Origin of the sequence: Enterococcus larvae (assembly GCF_017830045.1) — a bacterium.
GTDB lineage: Bacteria > Bacillota > Bacilli > Lactobacillales > Enterococcaceae > Enterococcus_L > Enterococcus_L larvae.
This window is the reverse complement of sequence record NZ_JAEDXU010000001.1, coordinates 274,030-295,139: the sequence shown is the minus strand read 5'-3', so window position 1 is coordinate 295,139 and position 21,110 is coordinate 274,030. Positions and strand designations below refer to the sequence as shown.

Sequence of the window (21,110 nt, the reverse complement as noted above, 5' to 3'; positions counted from 1 at the left end):
TTCCGGTTTTTATCGTAAAATCTTTAATTTATTGAAGAAAAAGCTTGGTTTTATCTTTTATTTGATCTATGAATCAGTTAATATGAAAAGACAGGGCAAATGCTCCGTGAAGATGAATGTGGGAGGAAATAGAAATGAGCACAGATTTTTTTGATGAGCTGAAGGCACGCGGTCTCGTTCATCAAACAACCGATGAAGAAGCACTAAAAAAACAATTGAATGAAGAGTCTGTCAAGCTGTATATTGGGTTTGACCCAACGGCTGATAGTTTACATATCGGACATTTATTGCCGATTTTAATGTTGCGCCGCTTTCAGCTGAATGGTCACGTTCCAATCGCTTTAGTGGGTGGAGGAACTGGAATGATCGGAGATCCGTCATTCAAGGATGCCGAACGGAGCTTGAACACACTAGACACTGTAAAAAACTGGTCTGATAGCATCAAAGGTCAGCTGTCTCGATTCATTGATTTTGAAGATAAAAAGAATCCGGCAATCTTGGCCAATAACTATGACTGGTTAGGTGAGATTTCTTTGATTGACTTCTTGAGGGATGTCGGCAAGAATTTTACAATCAACTATATGATGAGTAAGGAAAGCGTGAAGCGTCGAATTGAAACAGGTATCTCTTATACAGAGTTTGCTTACCAATTGCTGCAAGCATATGATTTCCTGAAACTTTACGAAACGCAGGGTTGTCTACTGCAGCTTGGCGGAAGTGACCAATGGGGAAACATCACTTCAGGGATTGAATTATTACGCCGTGAAAAAGAGGTCCAGGGCTTTGGTTTGACGATGCCTCTAATCACTAAAGCGGACGGAACAAAATTCGGTAAAACAGAAGGAAATGCTGTTTGGCTGGATGCAGATAAGACGTCCCCATATGAGTTCTATCAATTCTGGATCAACACTGACGATCGAGATGCAATGAAATTTTTGAAATACTTTACATTCCTATCGTTGGAAGAAATCAATGAGATTGAAAAAGAGTTTACTGAAGCTCCTGAGAAACGTGCGGCGCAAAAAGCTTTAGCAAAAGAAGTGACTACATTGGTTCATGGGAAAGAAGCTTATGAACAGGCTGTGAAGATTTCGCAGGCATTGTTCAGCGGTGAGATCAAAGAGCTGAATGCAGAAGAGATTCTACAAGGCTTCAAGGATGTTCCATCTTATGAAGTACAGTCTGAGGACTCTATGAATCTTGTTGAACTGTTGATTGCAGCGAAAATCGAGCCTTCTAAACGTCAGGCGAGAGAAGATGTACAGAATGGTGCTATCTATATCAATGGCGAACGGAAGCAAGATGTTTCAGCAGAGCTTTCTGATGAAGACAAGATCGAAGGACAGTTCACTGTTGTCCGCAGAGGGAAAAAGAAATACTTCTTGTTGAAATACTAGAAAACTATGAATAAATAGCTTTAAGTAAAATGATGTTTGTAGGATAAAAAAATTGAATAAGATCGTAAAGCTTGGGATAAGAATTAGAGACAATCTAGTTTTTATCCCAAGCTTTTCTAATACTACAAGAGAACTAGATGTGCCTCAATATTCAGTAGCTACTTATTGATCATATCAAGAAGATTGTTCAGGTTCTTAATAAAATTTCTTTAGTTAAAGTTGATGATAAAAGAACTTTTTGTGTAACAGTGAAAAAAATATTTAGGATTTTAATGAAATCACAGGAATATGAACTAGTAGAATGGCATGAGAAGATGGGGAACCCCCCACTTGATTGTTTATCTACAGTACTCAAAATAGATATTCATAAGCAGATCATGTGCTTTTTTATGCAAATTAAAGAAGAGCCACGAGAAATGGTCAATTAAAAATTGGCATACAATTTACAATTTGCTACCTGTAATTAATTTTTGTTGGGCTATGATGCCATCAAAAATTGGCAGATACAAAATGATTAATCCTATCATTGAAAAAATGAACTTGGCTATTTGAGAGAAGAAAGGAAGGCTAAAACACCAAGAAGAAGTAAAACAAAAAATCGTTTTACAGATTTTTTGTTTCACTTCTTCTTGATAAGCCTTCACGATGACTTATGTTATAAGCCCTTCCAGAGAGTTTCCAGCGTAATAGTAAAAATTTTTTCTAGGAAAAGCAGTTTTTAAATGGTTCATTTTATAGTTGAACTAAGTCATTACTACAGCCCTATACTAATTAGATATTTTAGTTTATTTGCTAATCCCAGTGCAATACTATCAGCATCTGACATGATTTCGACGATAGTACCATTTTTGGCGAACTTTGTTACAAATGCAGTCAATATGCCAGTTCCAAGTAAATCATTTGGAGTATCATCAGAGAGTAATTTTTTAGTTTCATCATATATATTACTAACAGAACCAAAGCGCTGTGTGATAAATCTGCTAAGTCGATTTTCAAACTTTCCTTGTGTATAATATTCAGTAAGAGCATTTAGACCAGTCGGATCGTTTGAGCTTTCAACTAATTTAGCTAAATTATAGGCGTCTACATCTTGTAATAAGTCTTCAGAAGAAAATGTTCCTGCATCCAATCCTCCTACCAGATTATAGATTCCCCCTGTTATATCAACATTTGGTTTAAGTGGGATCAATGCATTCCAAGCGGTAATTAAATCACCTAACCATCCTGTATAATCTGCAATTACTTTATGAGTTTGTGTAGTTAAAAACATATGACTTTGTAGGGTAACAAGCAAATGAGCTAAACCAATTCTTGAACCAGTTCGAGGGTCAAGGAAGTAGGTGTAGAGTTCCCCCTTTGTTTCTAAATCCCTTTCTAAAGCTTTAAAAATTCCTGCGTCTCGTGCTGATACAGGAGAAGCTAAGACATCCCATGCTATGCCACTATAATCATTGTAACGATAAAATGTTAAATGTGAGTTCCAATTATTGTCTAACCTAGCAGCAGAGAGAAATTGGATAACTTGAAGCATTTGGTTAATCACTTTTTTATTATGCTTCACAGCTATTTCATAGATAGTTCCCCCAATAGGATAGTTTACAGAGCCTTGTCCATCGTCAAGACCGGATTTAATGTTATTGTCAATTTCAATATATCCCAATCCAGAACCTACGCCAATTGTTGAAATTTGGTCAAATGCCCAATTAACTGGCAAAGAAAAACCAAGATTACCACTAAATCCAGTAGACATCCCACATACAAAACTGGCTACAACATTGCATGCTTCTGAAACTTTAATACAAACATTTCTTGGTCCATAAATTCCAACACGGTATTTCCCACCAGATACTTGCATTTGGCTACAAATGGATTGAAAATGTGGAATAATATTTTTGGTAATGTCATCGCCTAAAGCGTCATAATCCACTGCAAAATAAATAATTGTTCCATAATTAAACCCATAATTTTCCGCGGCTTCTAAAGCCGCGATAGCATCCTTTTTCCCTTGAAGGGTATGAAAGTAAGAAGCTTCACCACCCCAAGTTTGATAAATCGGGAAAACTTTCAATCCATTTCCAAATATGACTTCTAACTCTCCTGGTTGAATTTTCTTATTTAGGGATGTCCCTTCAACGTTTGTCAGATAGCGACCAACTATTTCATAACCATTAGCTAGAAGAGTTTGTGCACGAGCATTAGTAATCTCTGTTACACAATCACAAGCTTGGCCACGTCGGGTTGGGTCACCAGTGCTTACCAAAAGTGAAGCCCAAGTTTCAAAAGTCCCTGTACCTGTTACTGAAAGTTTGCTGAATGATTGGAAACTTTTTAGGATTTCACGATCCTGTGCGATAAAGGTTTCAGAAATAGAGTTGGTGTCATAGCCATTAAAGATTAAAGCTGCTTTAAAGAGATAGGTAAATCTCCCAGAGCTTCCGGTTTGAATTACTTGATTTCTAACAATGTTTTGTGTTCCTGGACCAAAATTACCATTTGCTACACCATCAGCCATTCCCCCCTCATATTGAATGGCAAAAACCAATGCTTTTTGTGTGTCTCGAGAATAGATACCATCACAAGGCATATAAAAATAATCTAATCGATGACCATATCTCTTATTAAACTCTTGTTGAATGGATCGGATAAGTGTTTTTCCCCCATAAGAACTTAGTAAAACGTATGCATCCATAGTGAGAAGAGCTTTAAAAACTTTAGGTTCAATAGAACTAGATTTTGCTAGTCCCATATTTTGTTTCATTGATGAGATACCTGTCTGTGTAAAAGAATTGAACAACCCATTAATCGGGCCAGCACTATATCCTTTACAGTACATTGCTGTTTGTATAATTTTAATGACATTCGACGGTGGTAGATTGTTTTGAGATATTATTCCAAATTTACTTTCTACTGTTTGTAATGTCGTAGGACCAAATGCGTCTGATGTGGCAGTTATTCCAAGCTCTAGTTGTAGTGCTCGAGTGAGTGCATACATTGTGGCCCAATTTGTAGAGCCTAACCATCTATCAGAAATTACTTTAAAACCAGTGCGATTACCATATGTCTTATTTAACCATTGTTGTCCTTCTAAAACCATTTGATCTGCCATATTGACTCTCCTTATATTGATATTATTTACTTAGACTAAGTACCGAAATAAGTAAAAACGTCTTCTTACTTACATAAAATTTATCACAGAACAGAGTATGAAAAATTCAGATATAATCCGTTTTTCGACTTATTTGAGGGACCGTAGGTATCGAAGTGGAATTTTTATTTTGAAAAAGTGCAGATTCTTTCCATATTAGATAAGTTGTTTAACGAAAATTTTATAATAAATGTGAGGTAACTAATTAGATAGCTACGGAACTATTGCTGAAGTTTGGATAGCTGCTATACTGAAATATAGAAAGAAGGTGTTTGTCTTTAGAAGTTTCTTCAGATGGATAACTGTTCACTCTTCGTGTGTTCTTAATTGATGTTTATTGATCATAGAAATTGGAAGAGAGAAATCTATAACAATATATGATAATAAAGTGAAATTGAAAGAAGAGACTTCAGCCATTTAGAAATTAATCACAGTTGATGCAATTAGTAAATTTATAGTGTAGCCTAAGCTTTTTTTGAGTGGCGAAATCACTCAGTACATTATCAATGTGTAGTTTTTAAAATTTAACAAAATGGAAATAAAGTCTTTCTAGTTTCGTGAAAAAACTAATTGAAGTTTTATAAAACAGAAGTGTGCTAATTTCACTAAAGTATAATTAGCATTCTTGTTGATTGCTATAGGTGATCAAACAAATTTAACAATAGAATATTCTGATAAGAAATTGTGCATTTTTTAGAAAGGAGGTAAAGGTTTTTATATCAGACTAACGAGTTATTTTATGATTTATTAAAACATTTCAATTAATATATATATAACATTGAATAAATTCTGGACTTAATTTAAAATATTCAGTTATGGTCCCTATTTTGATAATTGTATATTTATTATAAATTGAGACTTTACTTCAAAATGGTTCTATCAAAGCTTTTTACACTATTTATTGTATTTTTTCAGATTTTTTTATTAGAAAATGTCTTTTTAAACAAGTTGATGCTAACTACAATTCTTGAACAAGGTAAGATTATTAATGGTGTCTTTTTGAAGATATTCCATAGCTAATACCTATATTTATTGTAGCAGTTAATCATAGGTACTTGTCTAATATAAAAGAAATCAATAGAATAAACTTGAACTAAAATCGATTAAGAAGGATGATGAAATAATGGAGGAGTTTGATTGGGGGAATGAAAGTGAACCTTGCATGAAAAAGCCGTTACAAGGTTGTGGTTACCTATTCTTATTGATCCTTATCCTAGTAGGGGTGGGAAGTATCAAAGTAGTTGACAATGTTTTTAATGACCCTAAGGAACAGATACTATCACAACTACCGAATTTCGTAGATATGCCAGATTATGATCGTAAAGATCATTTCCCAAACATCACTGAGGGTGACAAAATTTCGAGAAGTGAAATGTGGTACAAGATTAGAATACATGCTAGTAACCAAAACGAGTACCTCTATTTAGTAAAGGTACTCGTGAGTAAGAAGCTATTTCTACACTCTGAGATAAAAGTTACAGAGGTTATAGAGGATTAGTTTTAGTGCTAATAGAGATGGTCTATTTAGAAATATAAACATGTTAAAATTAGTGGGTTTGTCATAGTCAATAAATTGTTTACACATTTAACTTGCATTTTCACTCTTTCTAAACAGCACGATTTGACGAATCAGCTCCCAAGGCAGCTCTTGATTGACTGGAAATTGAATCGCACCTTTGGATGTTTTATATTTTGTCAGCTGCTCCTGAAATGCTGTAACTGCAGAGGGAGTAGGATAAAAACCAATATGGTTTTTAGCATTGGAAAAATGAACCAGATTTCCATTTAAGTAAAAAGTCGGCATACCGTAGGATATTTTTTCTTCTGCTTCGGGAACAATCGTTTGAATAAAGTGATACAGCTCTGTCAAAATCGGTTTTCTTTCAGCAGGCATGGTTTGAATATATTCTTCAATTGGGGTCATGATTTTCGCTCCTTCATAAATTAAGTTTGTAGTATCTCAAATCGGTATTTTCTCAATAGTTATTTAAACGTCAAGCATTTCTTATAGTATACCGTGTTTTTGCCAAAATAGTAGTGAAAGAATGTCTAAGTCATGAAATACTGTCAAGGGGTGTTTTGAAGTCACTGTTACAAAGGCTTCAGTTGCGTGGCTGGAAGAAAAACTACTGGCATTTGGACTGAAGGAACAGCAGTTTTTCCTACAGCGATTTATTTAGTGCGATTCCTATAGCTTCATGATAAACTGAAATCATTATTGATGAAAAGGAGAGAGCGTAATATGGTTCGTTCGATCACTGAAAAGCTGCAATTGACAAAATATGAAAAGAAAATGATCATACAGCGACCTTCAGCTGATTATTTTTCTGATTTGTTATTTGATGAAACCTCCCTATCAGATCAATCAGTTGATTTGATTATTGCTTTTGTTAAGGATATGGAAGAGTTCAAGCAACTGGTAGATGAAGTCAAGAAGAAAAAGAGTCTGAAGGAAAATGGCCTGCTCTATGTTGCCTATCCTAAAAAAGGAAATAAGATGTATGAAACCTATGTTCATCGTGATGAAATTTTTCCTTCCCTGCATGTAAATGAAGAGGATGGATATATTGAAGGAACTTCTCTAAAGTTCAATCGAATGGTCAGTTTAGATGAGGTGTTCACGATTGTGGGAATTAAAAATATAGTGAAAAAGAACACGAAGAAAACAAAAAGCCAAACGGTCCATGATTACACTGCACTCATTCCTCAGGTGGAAGCGGTGGTTTCTGCAAGCCCTAAAGCGGGAGAGCTATTTGCGACATTGACTCCAGGGTATAAAAGAGGCTGGGCTCAGTATATTTTCAGTGCAAAGCAAAAGGCGACACAGGAAAAGAGAATAAAAGAAATGATCGATCTGTTGGAAAAAGGCTTCAAATCAAAAGAATTGTACAGACAATCAATTGCTCAAGGAGAGAATCAATGAACAAAATAGAGACGTACATTCAAGAGATCGACCCCAAATGGCAAGATGCCTATGTGAGACTACTCGAGCTTTTGAAGGAGAGAGTCCCAGCTGATTTTGAGTTGACCTGGCAGTATGACATGCCGACCTTCATCGTTCCCTTAGCCGATTTTCCGGAAGGCTATCTCGGCCGGAAGGATGAAGGGCTGCCCTTCATCAGTCTGGCTGCACAGAAAAAGCATCTTTCCTTATATCATATGGGATTGATGGGAAATAAAGAAGTGCTGGCTTGGTTTCAGGAAGAGTACCAAAAGCAAATGCCGACAAAGCTGAATATGGGGAAGAGCTGTATCCGATTCACTAACCCGAAGACAATTCCATATGAGCTAATAGGAGAGCTGGCTTCAAAAATAAGTATGGAAGACTGGATCAGTCAATATGAGTATTTTTCAGCTAAGAAAAACTCTTAAATGAGTCATATTCTGAGAGAACTTTATCAGATAGAAGTCAAAGCATTATGATTTTTTCTAGTGCCGAAAAAGTTGTTTACAAAGAATTTTTGTTTCTTTTGATAGAGGCAAAAAGATTGTTTTTTGACGAAATATCACGTAACCTGAAAAGGATGAGAATTAAGGAGGAACAAGATGTTAATAGGATCACATGTAAGTATGAGCGGTAAAAAAATGTTGTTGGGAGCGGCGGAAGAAGCAGCTAGCTACAATGCATCAACATTTATGATTTATACGGGAGCCCCCCAGAATACCCGACGCAAGCCTATTGAAGAGCTGAACATTGAAGCAGGACAAGAATTTATGGAGGAGCATGGCATCAGCAATATTGTTGTTCATGCACCCTATATCATTAATCTGGGCAATACGATCAAGCCTGAGAATTTTGGGTTTGCGACTGAATTTTTACGTCAGGAAATTCAACGGGCACAAGCATTAGGAGCCAAACAAATCACACTTCATCCAGGTGCTCATGTAGGCGCAGGTGTGGATGCAGGGCTTAAACAGATCATCAAAGGATTGGATGAGGTACTTTCGAAAGAACAGATTCCTCAAATTGCTTTAGAGACAATGGCAGGTAAAGGAACTGAACTGGGACGTACCTTTGAAGAGCTGGCAACAATCATCGAAGGTGTCACATTAAACGAAAAACTTTCTGTAACCTTTGACACCTGTCATACCAATGATGCTGGATATAATGTAAAAGAGGATTTTGATGGTGTGTTAGAAGAGTTTGATAAAATCATTGGGTTGGATCGCTTGAAGGTAGTCCACGTCAATGATTCAAAAAATCCAATGGCCTCTCACAAGGATCGCCATGCAAATATTGGATTTGGGACAATCGGCTTTGATGCACTGAATAAGATTGTTCATCATGAGAAATTGACTGATCTACCGAAAATTTTGGAAACACCATATGTTGGTGAAGATAAGAAAAACAAAAAAGCACCCTATGGCTTTGAGATAGAAATGCTGAAAGCCGGTGTCTTCGATTCAAACCTGTTGGAAAAAATCGAAGAACAATAATAGTGTCAATCTATTTCTCATGAATAGAAATGGGAAGGTGCTTTGAGTATAGACACAAAGAGGTCGTTTCTATAAAAATGAGAATGCTGTAAATGAATTGGCGAAGGTGGAACCTGTTTAGTGACCTCCTTTGCCTTTTATTTCCTTTAGTGCGCGGTCATGCTGTTTGCTATTGCTTGATATACCTTATATAAACGTGTTCCGTTTACATGCCTCAAATGATTGTAACAGCAAAAGCTACATGACATCCATTTAGTTTCTAAGGCAGAATTTTTCTATTTGGCCTTTCTTAACAGGGCTGATGAAGAATTGCCTGAATCGAAGCAGCAAAATTTTAACTGTCCGCTTTCTTAAGCCGGGATTTGGTGTTTTAAAAAATTCTTTTAGAGAATCTTTTAAAATGCCTTTTCTTTTTGCAGTCTTTCTAGTAAAATGTTCTCTTGAGAGCAATTAAAAGAGAATTGCATCTACATTGATTATTTAAAATTTAAAGCTTGTAATGAATAGCACTGTTTTTCACTTTTTTTGGGAAAACGATACTCATTCGCTTTTAAGATGGAAAGGAGAGATTTATATGTCAACAGGAGTAGTAGTTTTAATCGCAGTTATCGCTTTGATCGCAGGTGCGGTAGGCGGATTTTTCCTTGCCCGCAAAGCAATGACGGACCATCTCAAAAAGAATCCTCCCGTTAATGAGGATATGTTACGAATGATGATGGCATCAATGGGACAGAAACCTTCTGAGAAGAAGATTCGTCAAATGATGCAGCAGATGAAAAATCAGGGGGACAAATAGACTCCTGAACATCAAAATTTCGAGCACAACGGGCAGATCTTTTTGCCCGTTTTTTTGTGTCTAAAAAAGCAGTGGAAAGGGGTTCAGGAACATGACAGTAAAACAAGGTGAACAAGTGATAAATAGAAGATAAGTGGTGTAAGAAGGGGGAAAACAGATGTCTGTTTTTAGAAAGTTAGGATGGTTTTTTAAGAAAGAAAAAAGTAGTTATGTTATTGGGGTATTTGCTTTAGTGATGGTGGCGATCGTTCAGCTGATCCCACCGAAAGTGATCGGTGTAGTCGTAGATATCATTGCAACTAAGGGATTTACATTTGAGCAAATCCTTTTTTGGGTCGGTGTCTTACTGGCTGCAGCACTGGCGCAATATATTTTCCGTTACATCTGGCGGAAGTACATTTGGGGAAGTGCGGCGAGATTAGAAAAGGACTTGAGAAGACAGCTGTTCCGTCATTTCACAGAAATGGATAGTGTCTTTTATCAAAACCATCGGACAGGTGATTTGATGGCTCATGCAACGAATGACTTGAATGCAATCCAGAATGTTGCTGGTGCGGGGATTTTGACCTTTGCGGATTCCTTTATTACAGGAGGCAGTACAATCATTGCCATGATTATTTTTGTGGATTGGCGGTTGACGCTGATTGCGTTGATTCCACTGCCGCTTTTAGCTGTGATGTCACGTGTTTTGGGATCGAAGCTGCATGATGCATTCCGTGATTCACAGGCAGCCTTTTCAACAATCAATGATAAGGCGCAAGAAAGTATCACAGGTATGAAGGTCATCAAAACCTTTGGGCAGGAAAAGGAAGATATACAGGATTTTACTGAAAAAATAGACGATGCAATCGTTAAAAATAAACGGGTCAACTTTTTGGACTCTCTATTTGATCCATTCATCACTTTGATCATAGGCATTTCTTATGTCTTGACGATCATTGTTGGCGGCAATTTCATCATGAATAATACGATTTCAATTGGACAGCTGGTCTCTTTTATCAGCTATATCGGAATGTTGATTTGGCCGATGTTTGCGATCGGCAGACTGTTTAATGTGTTGGAACGAGGGAATGCCAGCTATGACCGGGTCAACGAGCTGCTGCATGAGAAAACACATATCATCGAAAGAAAAGATGCGATTCAAACCCCTGCTAAGGGCACCTTGCGCATGGCTGTGGCATCCTTCAGTTATCCTAAGGAGGAAAATCCAGCATTGGAAAACATTGATTTTTCAATCAATGAAGGAGGGACTCTTGGGATCGTTGGGAAGACGGGAGCTGGGAAAACAACTGTACTGAAGCTGTTGATGCGGGAATATGACAACTATCAGGGACAAATCACTATGGGGGAGCATAATATCAAGGATTATTCTTTGGATGCTCTTCTAACGGGGATTGGTTATGTGCCGCAGGATCATTTTCTTTTCTCCATGTCTGTTCGTGACAATATCCGCTTCGCTGCTCCGAGGCTTTCTCAGGAAGCAGTGGAAGAGGCGGCGAAGATGGCTTATATCAATGAAGATATAAAAGGCTTTGCAGAGGGCTATGACACAATGGTTGGAGAACGAGGAGTTTCCCTATCAGGTGGTCAAAGACAACGGATATCAATTGCCAGAGCAGCGATCATCGATCCTGAGTTGTTGGTTCTAGATGATGCGTTGTCTGCGGTTGATGCAAAAACTGAGGAAGCGATATTGACGAATCTGAAGTCCGCTCGTAAGAACAAAACAACGATTATTTCTGCCCATCGTCTCAGTAGTGTGATGCATGCAGAGGATATCATTGTTCTTGATGAAGGGAAAATCATTGAACGGGGAACGCACAAAGACCTGCTTTCTGCTGAAGGCTGGTACAAACGAATGTGGGACAAGCAGCAGCTGGAAGCGAAGATTGAAGGGAGTGAAGCATAATGGAAGAACAACAACAATCAGCTTGGTCAAAATCGATTCCTATGAAGGAACAGGTAACGATCGTGAAGCGTTTATTCAAATATGCAAAGCCGTTTCAACGAACCTTTGCTGCGGCAATTGGGTTTGCCTTCATTCTTTCTGTGATCAATGCAATTTTGCCGCGGATCATTCAAACCTTGATGGATAATTATTTGACATCGAAAACAGCAACAGCGCAGATCATTTATTTGTTTGCCGGAATGTATATGTTTGGGATTATCGTGAAAAGTATCGTTTGGTTTTTCCAATGGTTCCTGTACTCAATGGCTTCGCTTAAAAGCTATCAATATATTCGAGTAAAATTATTTGAAAAGCTGCAGACTCTAGGGATGCGCTATTTTGATCAAACACCGGCAGGTTCGATTGTTTCTAGGGTAACGAATGATACAGAAACTCTTTTTGAATTCTGGTACGTGTTTTTGATGGTGCTGACAGGTGTCTTTGCAGTCTTGTCATCCTTTGTCGGAATGTTTCAAATCGATCAAAAAATTGCGTTATTTATGTTGTTATTTCTACCGATTTTACTGGCAGTTATTGGGTATTATCAGAAATTCAGTTCGCGGATCTATCGAAATATGAGGGAAAAGCTTAGTCAGCTGAATACAAAGCTGAATGAATATATATCTGGTATGCAGATTATTCAACAATTTCGCCAAGAGAAACACTTAGAGGAAGAGTTTGAAACAACGAATGAGGAGTACTTACAAACAAAGTTGGCTATGATTCGTGTAAACTCACTATTGCTGAGTCCTATCATCAATCTGCTTTACGCATTAGCTGTTTCTGCAGCGTTGACGATATTTGGGTTGGATGCATTGGATTCACCAATCAAGGTTGGTTTGGTTTATGCCTTTGTAACGTATGTTCAGGCATTCTTCCAGCCAATGACCCAGATGATGGATTTCCTTAGTATTTTCACTGATGGGATTGTTGCAGGAAGCCGAATCTTGAAAATTTTTGATACGGAAGAGCTGACGCCGCAGCAGCACGAAGAAGCAGACGGTGATATCACAATGGGAAAAATTGAATTCAGAAATGTCAGCTTCTCCTATGATGGCGAGCATAATGTGCTGAAAAATATCAGCTTTGTCGCAAATCCTGGTGAGACGATTGCGCTGGTCGGTCATACTGGTAGCGGGAAAAGCTCGATCATCAATGTACTGATGCGTTTCTACGAATTTTATGAAGGAGAAATATTGATCGATGATCGGGATATTCGTGACTACCCGATTGCGGAGCTTCGTAAGAAAATGGGGTTGGTGCTTCAGGATGCATTCATGTTCTATGGAGATATCGCTGGGAATATCCGCATGCTTGACCCAAATATCTCTGACGAGCAAATCAGAGAAGCAGCTCGTTTTGTTCAGGCAGATAAGTTCATCGAAACTTTGCCTAAGGGCTATCAAGCAAAAGTGATCGAACGTGGTGCCAGCTATTCCAGCGGGCAGCGTCAGTTGATTTCATTTGCCCGAACCATGGTAACAGATCCTAAAATTTTAGTCTTGGACGAGGCGACAGCTACTATTGATACAGAGACAGAAGGCTTGATCCAAGAAGGTCTTGCTAACATGAGACAAGGAAGAACGACAATTGCTATCGCCCATAGGCTTTCGACGATCCGAGATGCGAATATGATTTTAGTTCTGGAAAAGGGTACTATCGTAGAACAAGGAAATCACGAAGCTCTGATTGCAGAGCAGGGACTGTATGCCGATATGTATAAGCTGCAGAATAGTGAAGTATAGCAGTAATTTGGTCGACAGCAGTAGGTTGTTTAAAGGAACAGCACTGTTGTCGACTTTTTATAAAGAGGTGAAGTAATGATTCAAACAACAAGAACGGTGCTAAGAGTTTTTCAAAAGGAAGATTTATCAGCACTGCATGCTTATGCCAAAATAGAAGGAATTGGTGAATCTGCCGGCTGGAAGTATCATGAATATATGGAAGAAACCGAACAGCTCTTACACATGTTTTTAAAAAATACCAATACAAGGGCGATCGTGAGCAAAGAAGAGCAAAAAGTGATTGGTCACATTACAGTTTATGAGGATTCTGAGGAAGGCAGAGCAGATACAAAAGAACTAGGCTTCGTTTTAAATCCGAACTATCAGAATCAGGGCATCATGACTGAGGTGGTACAGGCAGTATTAGCGCATCTGTTTTCTAATGGTATCAGTTATGTGTATGCTTGCTGTTTTCAAAATAATATCGGATCGAAACGATTGATTGAAAAGTGCGGTTTTCAGTTTGATCGAGAGGGAGAGTTTTTTTCCGACTCGCTGAATCAGAACTTTTTATCTTATGAATATGTATTTACCAAAGAACAATGGGACAAGAGTACCGCAAATACTTGATAGGCAATCGAAAGGAAAATGAAGCTCATCGAGCATTGTTTTTCTTTCTGTTTTTTTGCTAAAAATGATTCGACCTATCTGTTGGATATTAGCTTGAGAAGTAATTGGTACACTAATTTTTATGCGGATGCTTGACGAGCTGTACGATTTTTTGTGATGTTATAAAACTTAAAAATTGGCTAGCAAAATAGATGAAATATGGTAATATAGTTAAGGTCGGTACTTAGGCAGAAAAGTAGACAAGTAGGTAGCTAGGTTGTAAAGTAGATGTACTTGATTAAACTACTTATTTAAAAATAGCAACCATCTTAATGCTGTCTTAGAAGTACATAATAAAAAATCATGATCAAAACAAAAACAATATATTACGCTTGAACCATGTGGACATTGGACCGCAAGAATAAAGGATTTGTGAAGTTACCTGAACAGATTCTACAATAAGGAGAAGGAGACCAAAATAATGATGTATGATGTTATCGTAATCGGTGCAGGCCCTGCTGGTATGACAGCAGCATTGTATGCCTCACGTTCAAATTTATCTGTTTTAATGATTGAGAGAGGTGTCCCCGGCGGACAAATGAATAACACCGCTGAAATTGAGAACTACCCGGGATTTGATTCCATTATGGGACCTGACCTATCGATGAAAATGTATGAAAGTGTAGAAAAATTCGGAACAGAGAATGTTTATGGTATGGTTCTGGATATAAAAGACCAAGGCAGTTACAAAGAAATCATTTGTGAAGATACAACCTATCAAGGAAAATCTGTGATCATTGCCACAGGCTGTGTACATAGAAAGCTTGGCGTTGCTGGGGAAGAAGAATATGCCGGTCGTGGTGTTTCTTATTGTGCGGTATGTGATGGAGCGTTCTTCCGTAATAAACATTTGATGGTTATCGGAGGCGGCGATTCAGCTGTTGAGGAAGCTATTTATCTGACTCAATTTGCTTCAAAAGTAACAATCGTCCATCGTAGAGATGAGCTGCGTGCTCAGAAAATCATCCAAGATCGTGCTTTTGCAAATGAAAAAATTGCTTTTGAGTGGGATACTGTTTTGGAAGAAATCATTGGTAATGATATGGTTGTTACTGGCGTACAATTGAAAAACGTGAAAACTGAAGCAGTTAAAGAAGTTGCAGCTGATGGCGTCTTCATCTATGTGGGGTTAGATCCACTGACAGAGCCATTTAGAACTAGTGGAATCACCAATGAAGAAGGCTGGATCATCACTGATCAGGAGATGAGAACGTCTATCCCAGGTGTTTATGCAATCGGTGATGTGCGAGAAAAAACACTGAGACAAATTACTACAGCTGTTGGAGAAGGCGGAATTGCCGGACAACAGGTGTATAACTACCTTGAATCCATGAAGGAAGTAGAAGCAGGAGTCAGTGAATAAAAATAAGAGCCGTCAAGACAAGGCTTTTTATGTATGAGTTTAGTATAAGAGAGTGGGATAATAATCAATCCCACTCTCTTCGTTTGCTCTAAAGTCGAATAGATACTTCTGTCTCTGTGATAGTTTGTTGCATGGCTAAGCTTTGCTTGAGCTTTTTTATATCCACGATATTTTTCAAAAAATTGATGGGATTTTTTCTAAATTGATTAGTCAAAAATTGCGTATGCCACTGCTCATTAAAGCTTTTCAGCAGGGCAACATCATCGAAGGGGATTTTAGTACAATCAAACAGGCTCTTTTCTGTTGGATAATGAAATCTTTTAATATTGATGACCAACGCAGATTTGATTGTGGCAAAGCGATCAAAATGGTCGGTTGTATCGAGAGAATTAATGAGTTTTCTAGCAAAACATTCAATCAGCTGATTCTCATATTTGGGATAAAATCGATGTGCAACTGGGTAATGTTCTCGAAACAAATGAAGAAACAGATGAAATATCTGAAATTCATTTCCCTCGATTCGTAATTTCGGCTGGGTTATCTTAATGGATGAGGATGCTAGGTGAACATTCAATTTTTGAATGCTCCTTCTTACTGTTGATGGGCTGTAATGGAGAATAGTACTCAAGGATTCGATGGAGTATTCTCCTTCGTTGAAGAAAATAATTTCTAGAATCTGTATTTCAGAGCTGCTGTCTAGAATGAACCGATAGAGGTAGTCTTTGGTGAAATTAGCAGGTAGGATCAATTGATACCCTTGTTTCCCAAGAGATTTAATTAGGATGGGGCTGTTGGTGTCATTCAAACGTGAAATTTCAGAATAGACGGTTCGAGGAGAGAGCCCGGAATAGGCAGCTAGATTTTTTAATGATAAGCTATCCTCCGCATAAAGCAGTTCGAGAATTATTAGAGTCTGTTGCTCTTTTGTTGATAGCAGTTGTCGATAGATATTTTTCATTTTCATTGCCCCCAGTGAGTATGAGATGACTGACATATAAATAAATATAACGTGAAACATACTGATTTTTATGTTTTCAATATATTTTTTTAGCTTTGAGACATATATTTATAAATGTTATTTTAAACGATGCAATCAAAATTTAGAAGTAAGATGCATCAAATCATAAAAGTAGATAATTCATTGGTAAAGTGTGAATATTTGCTGAAGATAAAGAAATGCTGTCAAAGGGTGAGTGATAGATCAATTAGTTCTCAGACGTTGTTTTTTGAATTTAGTGAATCGGTTTTTAGAAAAACATCAGCTAAATTAACAGCTACGTAAAAATAACGAACAGTAAAAATAGATTTTGTTTTGAAAGTTGAAATAAAAAATGTAAAAATACTCGTATTTGTTTTGACTTTTTAGATAGAATCATTTATTATGGGTTTGGTCACATGTGAATCACACTAAATATTTTCGGCACAAAAGTGGTTATTGTTCTAAGTAAACAATACAAATTCTTTTCTCTGCTAGTTGTTTAGTTGGATTCATAGAGAATTGAATAGACGAATTGTTAGGTGAGGCTCCTATATGGACACATGCTGCTGCCGCGAAAGAATCGAGAGACTCTTAGTTGGTTGAACAGGGATGATCGTGAAGGTTATCCATAATGTAGCTGATAAGAAATTATCTACGCCCTATAGTGCTAAAGCTCAACGATGGAGAATATATTTATGTTGCTATTTAAGCCGCATACTCTATTGTTGAGTATGCGGTTTTTTCTGTTGTTTGAATGAACGATGGCAGCTGCCAAAGTGTAATGATTTGACATTTGATTTTAAAATAAGAACACAGAGAGGAAGATTATCATGGAAGACCCCCATCAGAGGCGAAACAAAAATAATCTTTACCTTGCTGGATAGACAGAAGCTTTTCTTTCTCCGGCAGGTAAGAAAGCGGAGGAAAGAACAATGATGAATAAAAAAATGACAGAGATCAGAAAAGGAACAAAAGAACAAGAATTGAAAAAGCTTGCTCTTCTTTCTGAAAGAGAATTAATGATGGAACTCCGGACATCCGAAAAAGGATTGTCTGAAGAAGACGCAGCAAAGCGTTTAGAAGAATATGGTCCAAATGAGGTTTCTGCACAGAAGCCAACACCGGCTTTATTGATGTTTATTGAAGCATTTAAAGATCCTTTTGTATTTGTATTGGCATTATTGATGATTGTATCAGCGTTGACCCAAGATTTTGAAGCGGCAATTGTTATGGGATTGATGATCCTAGCGAGTGTAGTTATTACCTTTATTCAGGAGTATCGTTCTCAAAAGGCAAGTTTGGCATTGAAAGAGCTGATTGAAAATACAACAGCAGTTACTCGGGAAGGGACAACAAGAGAAATTCCGATGGATGAAGTAGTTCCCGGCGATATCATTACCTTGGCAACAGGAGATATGATTCCAGCGGATGCGGTACTGATTTGGACAAAAGATTTATTCATCAATCAGTCTTCACTTACTGGAGAATCCATGCCGGTAGAAAAATTCGTTGATGCAGGTGTTGAAAAAAATCAACAGGATGTATCCGCATTGGATATGCAGGATTTGGTATTTATGGGAACGGATGTGTTGAGTGGTCAGGGGAAAGCCATTATTTTGAAGACTGGTCAAAATACATTCTTTGGTGACATTGCCAAAAATGCGACGACACAACGTGGAAAAACATCCTTTGATATTGGTTTGACAAAAGTCAGTAAATTTTTACTGCGAATGGTCATGATTTTATTCCCAATCGTTTTCTTGATCAACGGCTTGACGAAAGGTGAATGGGGAGAAGCATTCTTCTTTGCAATTGCAGTAGCAGTTGGTTTGACACCTGAAATGCTGCCGATGATCGTAACAAGCAACCTTGCAAAAGGAGCATTGACATTATCTAAGCATAAGGTGATCGTAAAAGAACTGCCTTCTATTCAGAATTTAGGCGGCATGGATGTTCTATGTACAGATAAAACCGGAACAATCACTGAGGATAGAGTTGTTTTAGTACAACATTTGAATCCTTTAGGAATTGAAAATGAACAGGTTTTGGATATGGCATTTTTGAATTCGCACTATCAAACAGGCTGGAAAAACCTGATGGATATCGCTGTGATCAATTACTACGCAGAGAATGATCGAGCAACACCATTCAGCTCAATCACAAAGCTGGATGAGATTCCTTTTGATTTCTCACGAAGAAGATTGACAGTCGTTGTAAATGCGGATGGTCATCAGTTCATGGTAACTAAGGGTGCTGTGGAAGAGATGGAAGAAGTGTGTACACATGCTGAAATCGACGGGAAAATCGTTCCACTTACAGAGGAGCTGCGCCAGAAAATGCGTGACGTCAACCGTAAGATGAACGAACAAGGAATGCGTGTGATTGCTGTTGCTTTGAAAAAGGACGTCCATAACGAAGCGGTTTACAGTACAGACGATGAGAAGGATATGACACTGATTGGATTCATGGGCTTCTTGGACCCTGCGAAGAAATCAGCGATTACAGCAATCAAATCACTTCATGAGCATGGCGTTAACGTGAAAGTTTTAACAGGAGATAATGACATTGTTGCCAAAAAGGTTTGCGGTGATGTTGGTATTGAGGTTTCCCATGTTGTTTTAGGAACAGAAGTCGATGAGATGTCTGACGAGCAGTTAGCAGAAGAAGTGGAAATGACGAATTTGTTTGCGAAGCTAAACCCGATGCAAAAATCAAGAATCATTGAAACCTTACAGAAAAATGGTCATACCGTTGGCTTCATGGGTGACGGAATCAACGACGCCCCTGCTTTGAGAAAAGCAGATGTAGGGATTTCTGTAGATACAGCGGCAGATATCACCAAGGATGCCAGTTCAATTATTCTATTGGAAAAGAGTTTGAATGTTTTAGAAGCCGGCGTGATCGAAGGAAGAAAAGTATTCAGCAACATGATGAAATACATCAAGATCACGATCAGCTCGAACTTTGGGAATGTGTTTTCTATCTTAGTTGCCAGTGCATTTTTACCATTCCTGCCGATGCTTTCTATTCAACTGCTGATCCAAAATTTGATTTATGATGTAGCACAGTTGACAATTCCTTGGGACAATGTAGATGAAGAAGAGCTGTTGAAACCTGTGCGTTGGGAAATAAAGAGCATGGCGAAGTTTACACTGTGTATCGGACCTGTCAGCAGTATCTTTGATATCATGACCTATCTGGTAATGTGGTTTGTATTTAGTGCAAACACGGTTGCGGATCAAAGCTTATTCCAAACAGGTTGGTTCGTAGTTGGTTTGGTTAGTCAAACCTTAGTTGTGCACATGGTACGTACAAGAAAGCTGCCATTTATCCAAAGCATTGCGTCTCCACCAGTATTGCTGACAAGCTTAGGTGCTATTCTTATGGGAATAGTTATTGTTCTAACACCACTAAGATCTGTATTTGAGTTTACTGAATTGCCTGGAGCATACTGGGGTTGGTTTATCGTGATCATTGCACTGTACTTGATCACAGTAGAAGTTGCGAAACGATTGTATATCCATCTGACGAAAGAATGGATTTAGAAATAAAGTGCGATACTGTAAAAGCGAACAGAAATTTTCTGTTCGCTTTTTTTGTATAGAAAGGTTTTTTCTTCTTGATTCTTTTCTGTTTACTCTTCAATACTTGCAGGTTTTCCAGGTACTATACCTGTTGCTTCATAGTAAGCTTCTTGGTATTCACTGAAGAACTGCATGAATTCCTCTTTACTTAAATCTAACTCTTCTAATGATTCGAGATATAAATCAATAGTTTTTCCTCTCCTGTATGTTTGCCGGAGTAATAGATTTCTTCATTTATGATTTTCTTCGAAAGGTTTGTGTATTTTAATCCATGGAACTTTCCCTTGTACATGTTCACCTGATACCCAATACCGGTTTCGAGGTTTGAAGTATTGATATCCAACTTATAGGCACCATCTTTATAGGATTCATATCTCGTATAGAATGTATATCCGGCTTCATTCAACAGCTGACCGACTGTATTTGTCTTGAGAGCGCGATTATTTCGACTTTTATTGATAAGTGCATCTGGATTGTTTTCAGCAGAGTAATCGCAAATAAGAGTCCAAAGTGTCTGCGTCGTTATTCCAGTCGAGTTCACAGAATCAACATAACGAGCGATTGATTTTCTTTTATCTGTAGGCAGGCCCCATTCTGAAACCAGTTCTTCTATTTTGTCTTTTTTATTTATATAGTTGATTTCCCAGATTTCTCCGCTTCCATTGGAAATTCTAAATTCGATGGAAACCTTCTCTTCTACATTCTCCAGAACTGCGCTTGGATTATAACTGTCATTATAGGTTAGAGAGTAACCGGCATCTTCTAATATTTCCAAAGGATCACCATCCTTTATTTCATACTCTGCCTTTTTTGAAGTGCTGCAGGCGGTTAAAAGGATGACCAATATTGAAGCAAATATGATTCCAACAATTTTTTTCATTTTTTCTCTCCCTTTCTTTTGTTAGTAAAAATACATGAAGTTAACCCCTCATAAGTCTATATGAATCCTATTAAAGATTCAACACACGAAATGAGACCGTTACTCATGGTATCCAACAACGGAGTTACCAGCATTTACCATTTCTTGAGGAGGATTTATAGGTGTTGATAATCTAAATAGCGCAGTAT

15 protein-coding genes and 1 riboswitch are annotated in these 21,110 nt (G+C 37.8%); of the genes, 11 read left to right on the top strand and 4 right to left on the bottom strand.

What is annotated here, in order from left to right; translation table 11 throughout:
* The first annotated feature begins 134 nt into the window (after positions 1–134).
* The gene (tyrS, locus tag I6N96_RS01425) at positions 135–1,397 is read left to right on the top strand and encodes a tyrosine--tRNA ligase (RefSeq protein ID WP_209555715.1); all 1,263 of its coding nucleotides are present in this window, start codon (positions 135–137) and stop codon (positions 1,395–1,397) included.
* A 754-nt stretch (positions 1,398–2,151) separates the two neighbouring features.
* On the opposite strand, the gene I6N96_RS01420 is transcribed toward tyrS, so the two are convergent.
* On the bottom strand, positions 2,152–4,503 hold the full coding sequence (locus tag I6N96_RS01420) for a glycoside hydrolase domain-containing protein (RefSeq protein WP_209555714.1): 2,352 nt from the start codon (positions 4,501–4,503) through the stop codon (positions 2,152–2,154).
* Positions 4,504–5,665: 1,162 nt separating this feature from the next.
* Here I6N96_RS01420 and I6N96_RS01415 point away from each other — a divergent pair.
* The gene (locus tag I6N96_RS01415) at positions 5,666–6,040 is read left to right on the top strand and encodes a hypothetical protein (RefSeq protein ID WP_209555713.1); all 375 of its coding nucleotides are present in this window, start codon (positions 5,666–5,668) and stop codon (positions 6,038–6,040) included.
* Positions 6,041–6,127: 87 nt separating this feature from the next.
* On the opposite strand, the gene I6N96_RS01410 is transcribed toward I6N96_RS01415, so the two are convergent.
* Complete coding sequence (locus tag I6N96_RS01410; protein WP_209555712.1) at positions 6,128–6,466, bottom strand: iron chaperone; 339 nt, start codon at positions 6,464–6,466, stop codon at positions 6,128–6,130.
* 318 nt (positions 6,467–6,784) lie between these two features.
* On the opposite strand from I6N96_RS01410, the gene I6N96_RS01405 reads away from it, so the two are divergent.
* From I6N96_RS01405 to trxB, 8 genes are all read left to right on the top strand, one after another.
* Positions 6,785–7,465, top strand: a complete 681-nt coding sequence (locus I6N96_RS01405) for a YdeI/OmpD-associated family protein (protein ID WP_209555711.1) — start codon at positions 6,785–6,787, stop codon at positions 7,463–7,465.
* Complete coding sequence (locus I6N96_RS01400) at positions 7,462–7,914, top strand: DUF1801 domain-containing protein (protein ID WP_209555710.1); 453 nt, start codon at positions 7,462–7,464, stop codon at positions 7,912–7,914. The genes I6N96_RS01405 and I6N96_RS01400 overlap by 4 nt, the downstream gene beginning before the upstream one ends.
* 174 nt (positions 7,915–8,088) lie before the next feature.
* Complete coding sequence (locus I6N96_RS01395) at positions 8,089–8,979, top strand: deoxyribonuclease IV (RefSeq protein WP_209555709.1); 891 nt, start codon at positions 8,089–8,091, stop codon at positions 8,977–8,979.
* Between the two features lie 574 nt (positions 8,980–9,553).
* Complete coding sequence (locus I6N96_RS01390; protein WP_209555708.1) at positions 9,554–9,775, top strand: YneF family protein; 222 nt, start codon at positions 9,554–9,556, stop codon at positions 9,773–9,775.
* Between the two features lie 157 nt (positions 9,776–9,932).
* Entirely contained in the window at positions 9,933–11,684 is a 1,752-nt protein-coding gene (locus tag I6N96_RS01385; protein ID WP_209555707.1) for an ABC transporter ATP-binding protein, read from the top strand.
* On the top strand, positions 11,684–13,468 hold the full coding sequence (locus I6N96_RS01380; protein WP_209555706.1) for an ABC transporter ATP-binding protein: 1,785 nt from the start codon (positions 11,684–11,686) through the stop codon (positions 13,466–13,468). The genes I6N96_RS01385 and I6N96_RS01380 overlap by 1 nt, the downstream gene beginning before the upstream one ends.
* Before the next feature lie 75 nt (positions 13,469–13,543).
* The gene (locus tag I6N96_RS01375; RefSeq protein WP_209555705.1) at positions 13,544–14,077 is read left to right on the top strand and encodes a GNAT family N-acetyltransferase; all 534 of its coding nucleotides are present in this window, start codon (positions 13,544–13,546) and stop codon (positions 14,075–14,077) included.
* Positions 14,078–14,537: 460 nt separating this feature from the next.
* Positions 14,538–15,479, top strand: a complete 942-nt coding sequence (gene trxB / locus I6N96_RS01370) for a thioredoxin-disulfide reductase (RefSeq protein ID WP_283811150.1) — start codon at positions 14,538–14,540, stop codon at positions 15,477–15,479.
* Positions 15,480–15,567: 88 nt separating this feature from the next.
* Here trxB and I6N96_RS01365 read toward each other — a convergent pair whose 3' ends face one another.
* Positions 15,568–16,437: an AcpB/EbpR/MafR family transcriptional regulator gene (locus I6N96_RS01365; RefSeq protein WP_209555704.1), complete on the bottom strand. Its 870-nt coding sequence runs from the start codon at positions 16,435–16,437 to the stop codon at positions 15,568–15,570.
* A 545-nt stretch (positions 16,438–16,982) separates the two neighbouring features.
* Positions 16,983–17,151: riboswitch (M-box (ykoK) riboswitch) on the top strand.
* Positions 17,152–17,390: 239 nt separating this feature from the next.
* Between I6N96_RS01365 and mgtA the strand changes: the two genes are divergently transcribed.
* Entirely contained in the window at positions 17,391–20,003 is a 2,613-nt protein-coding gene (gene mgtA / locus I6N96_RS01360) for a magnesium-translocating P-type ATPase (protein ID WP_209555703.1), read from the top strand.
* Between the two features lie 202 nt (positions 20,004–20,205).
* Here mgtA and I6N96_RS01355 read toward each other — a convergent pair whose 3' ends face one another.
* Entirely contained in the window at positions 20,206–20,922 is a 717-nt protein-coding gene (locus tag I6N96_RS01355) for a putative periplasmic lipoprotein (protein ID WP_209555702.1), read from the bottom strand.
* Positions 20,923–21,110: the final 188 nt, after the last annotated feature.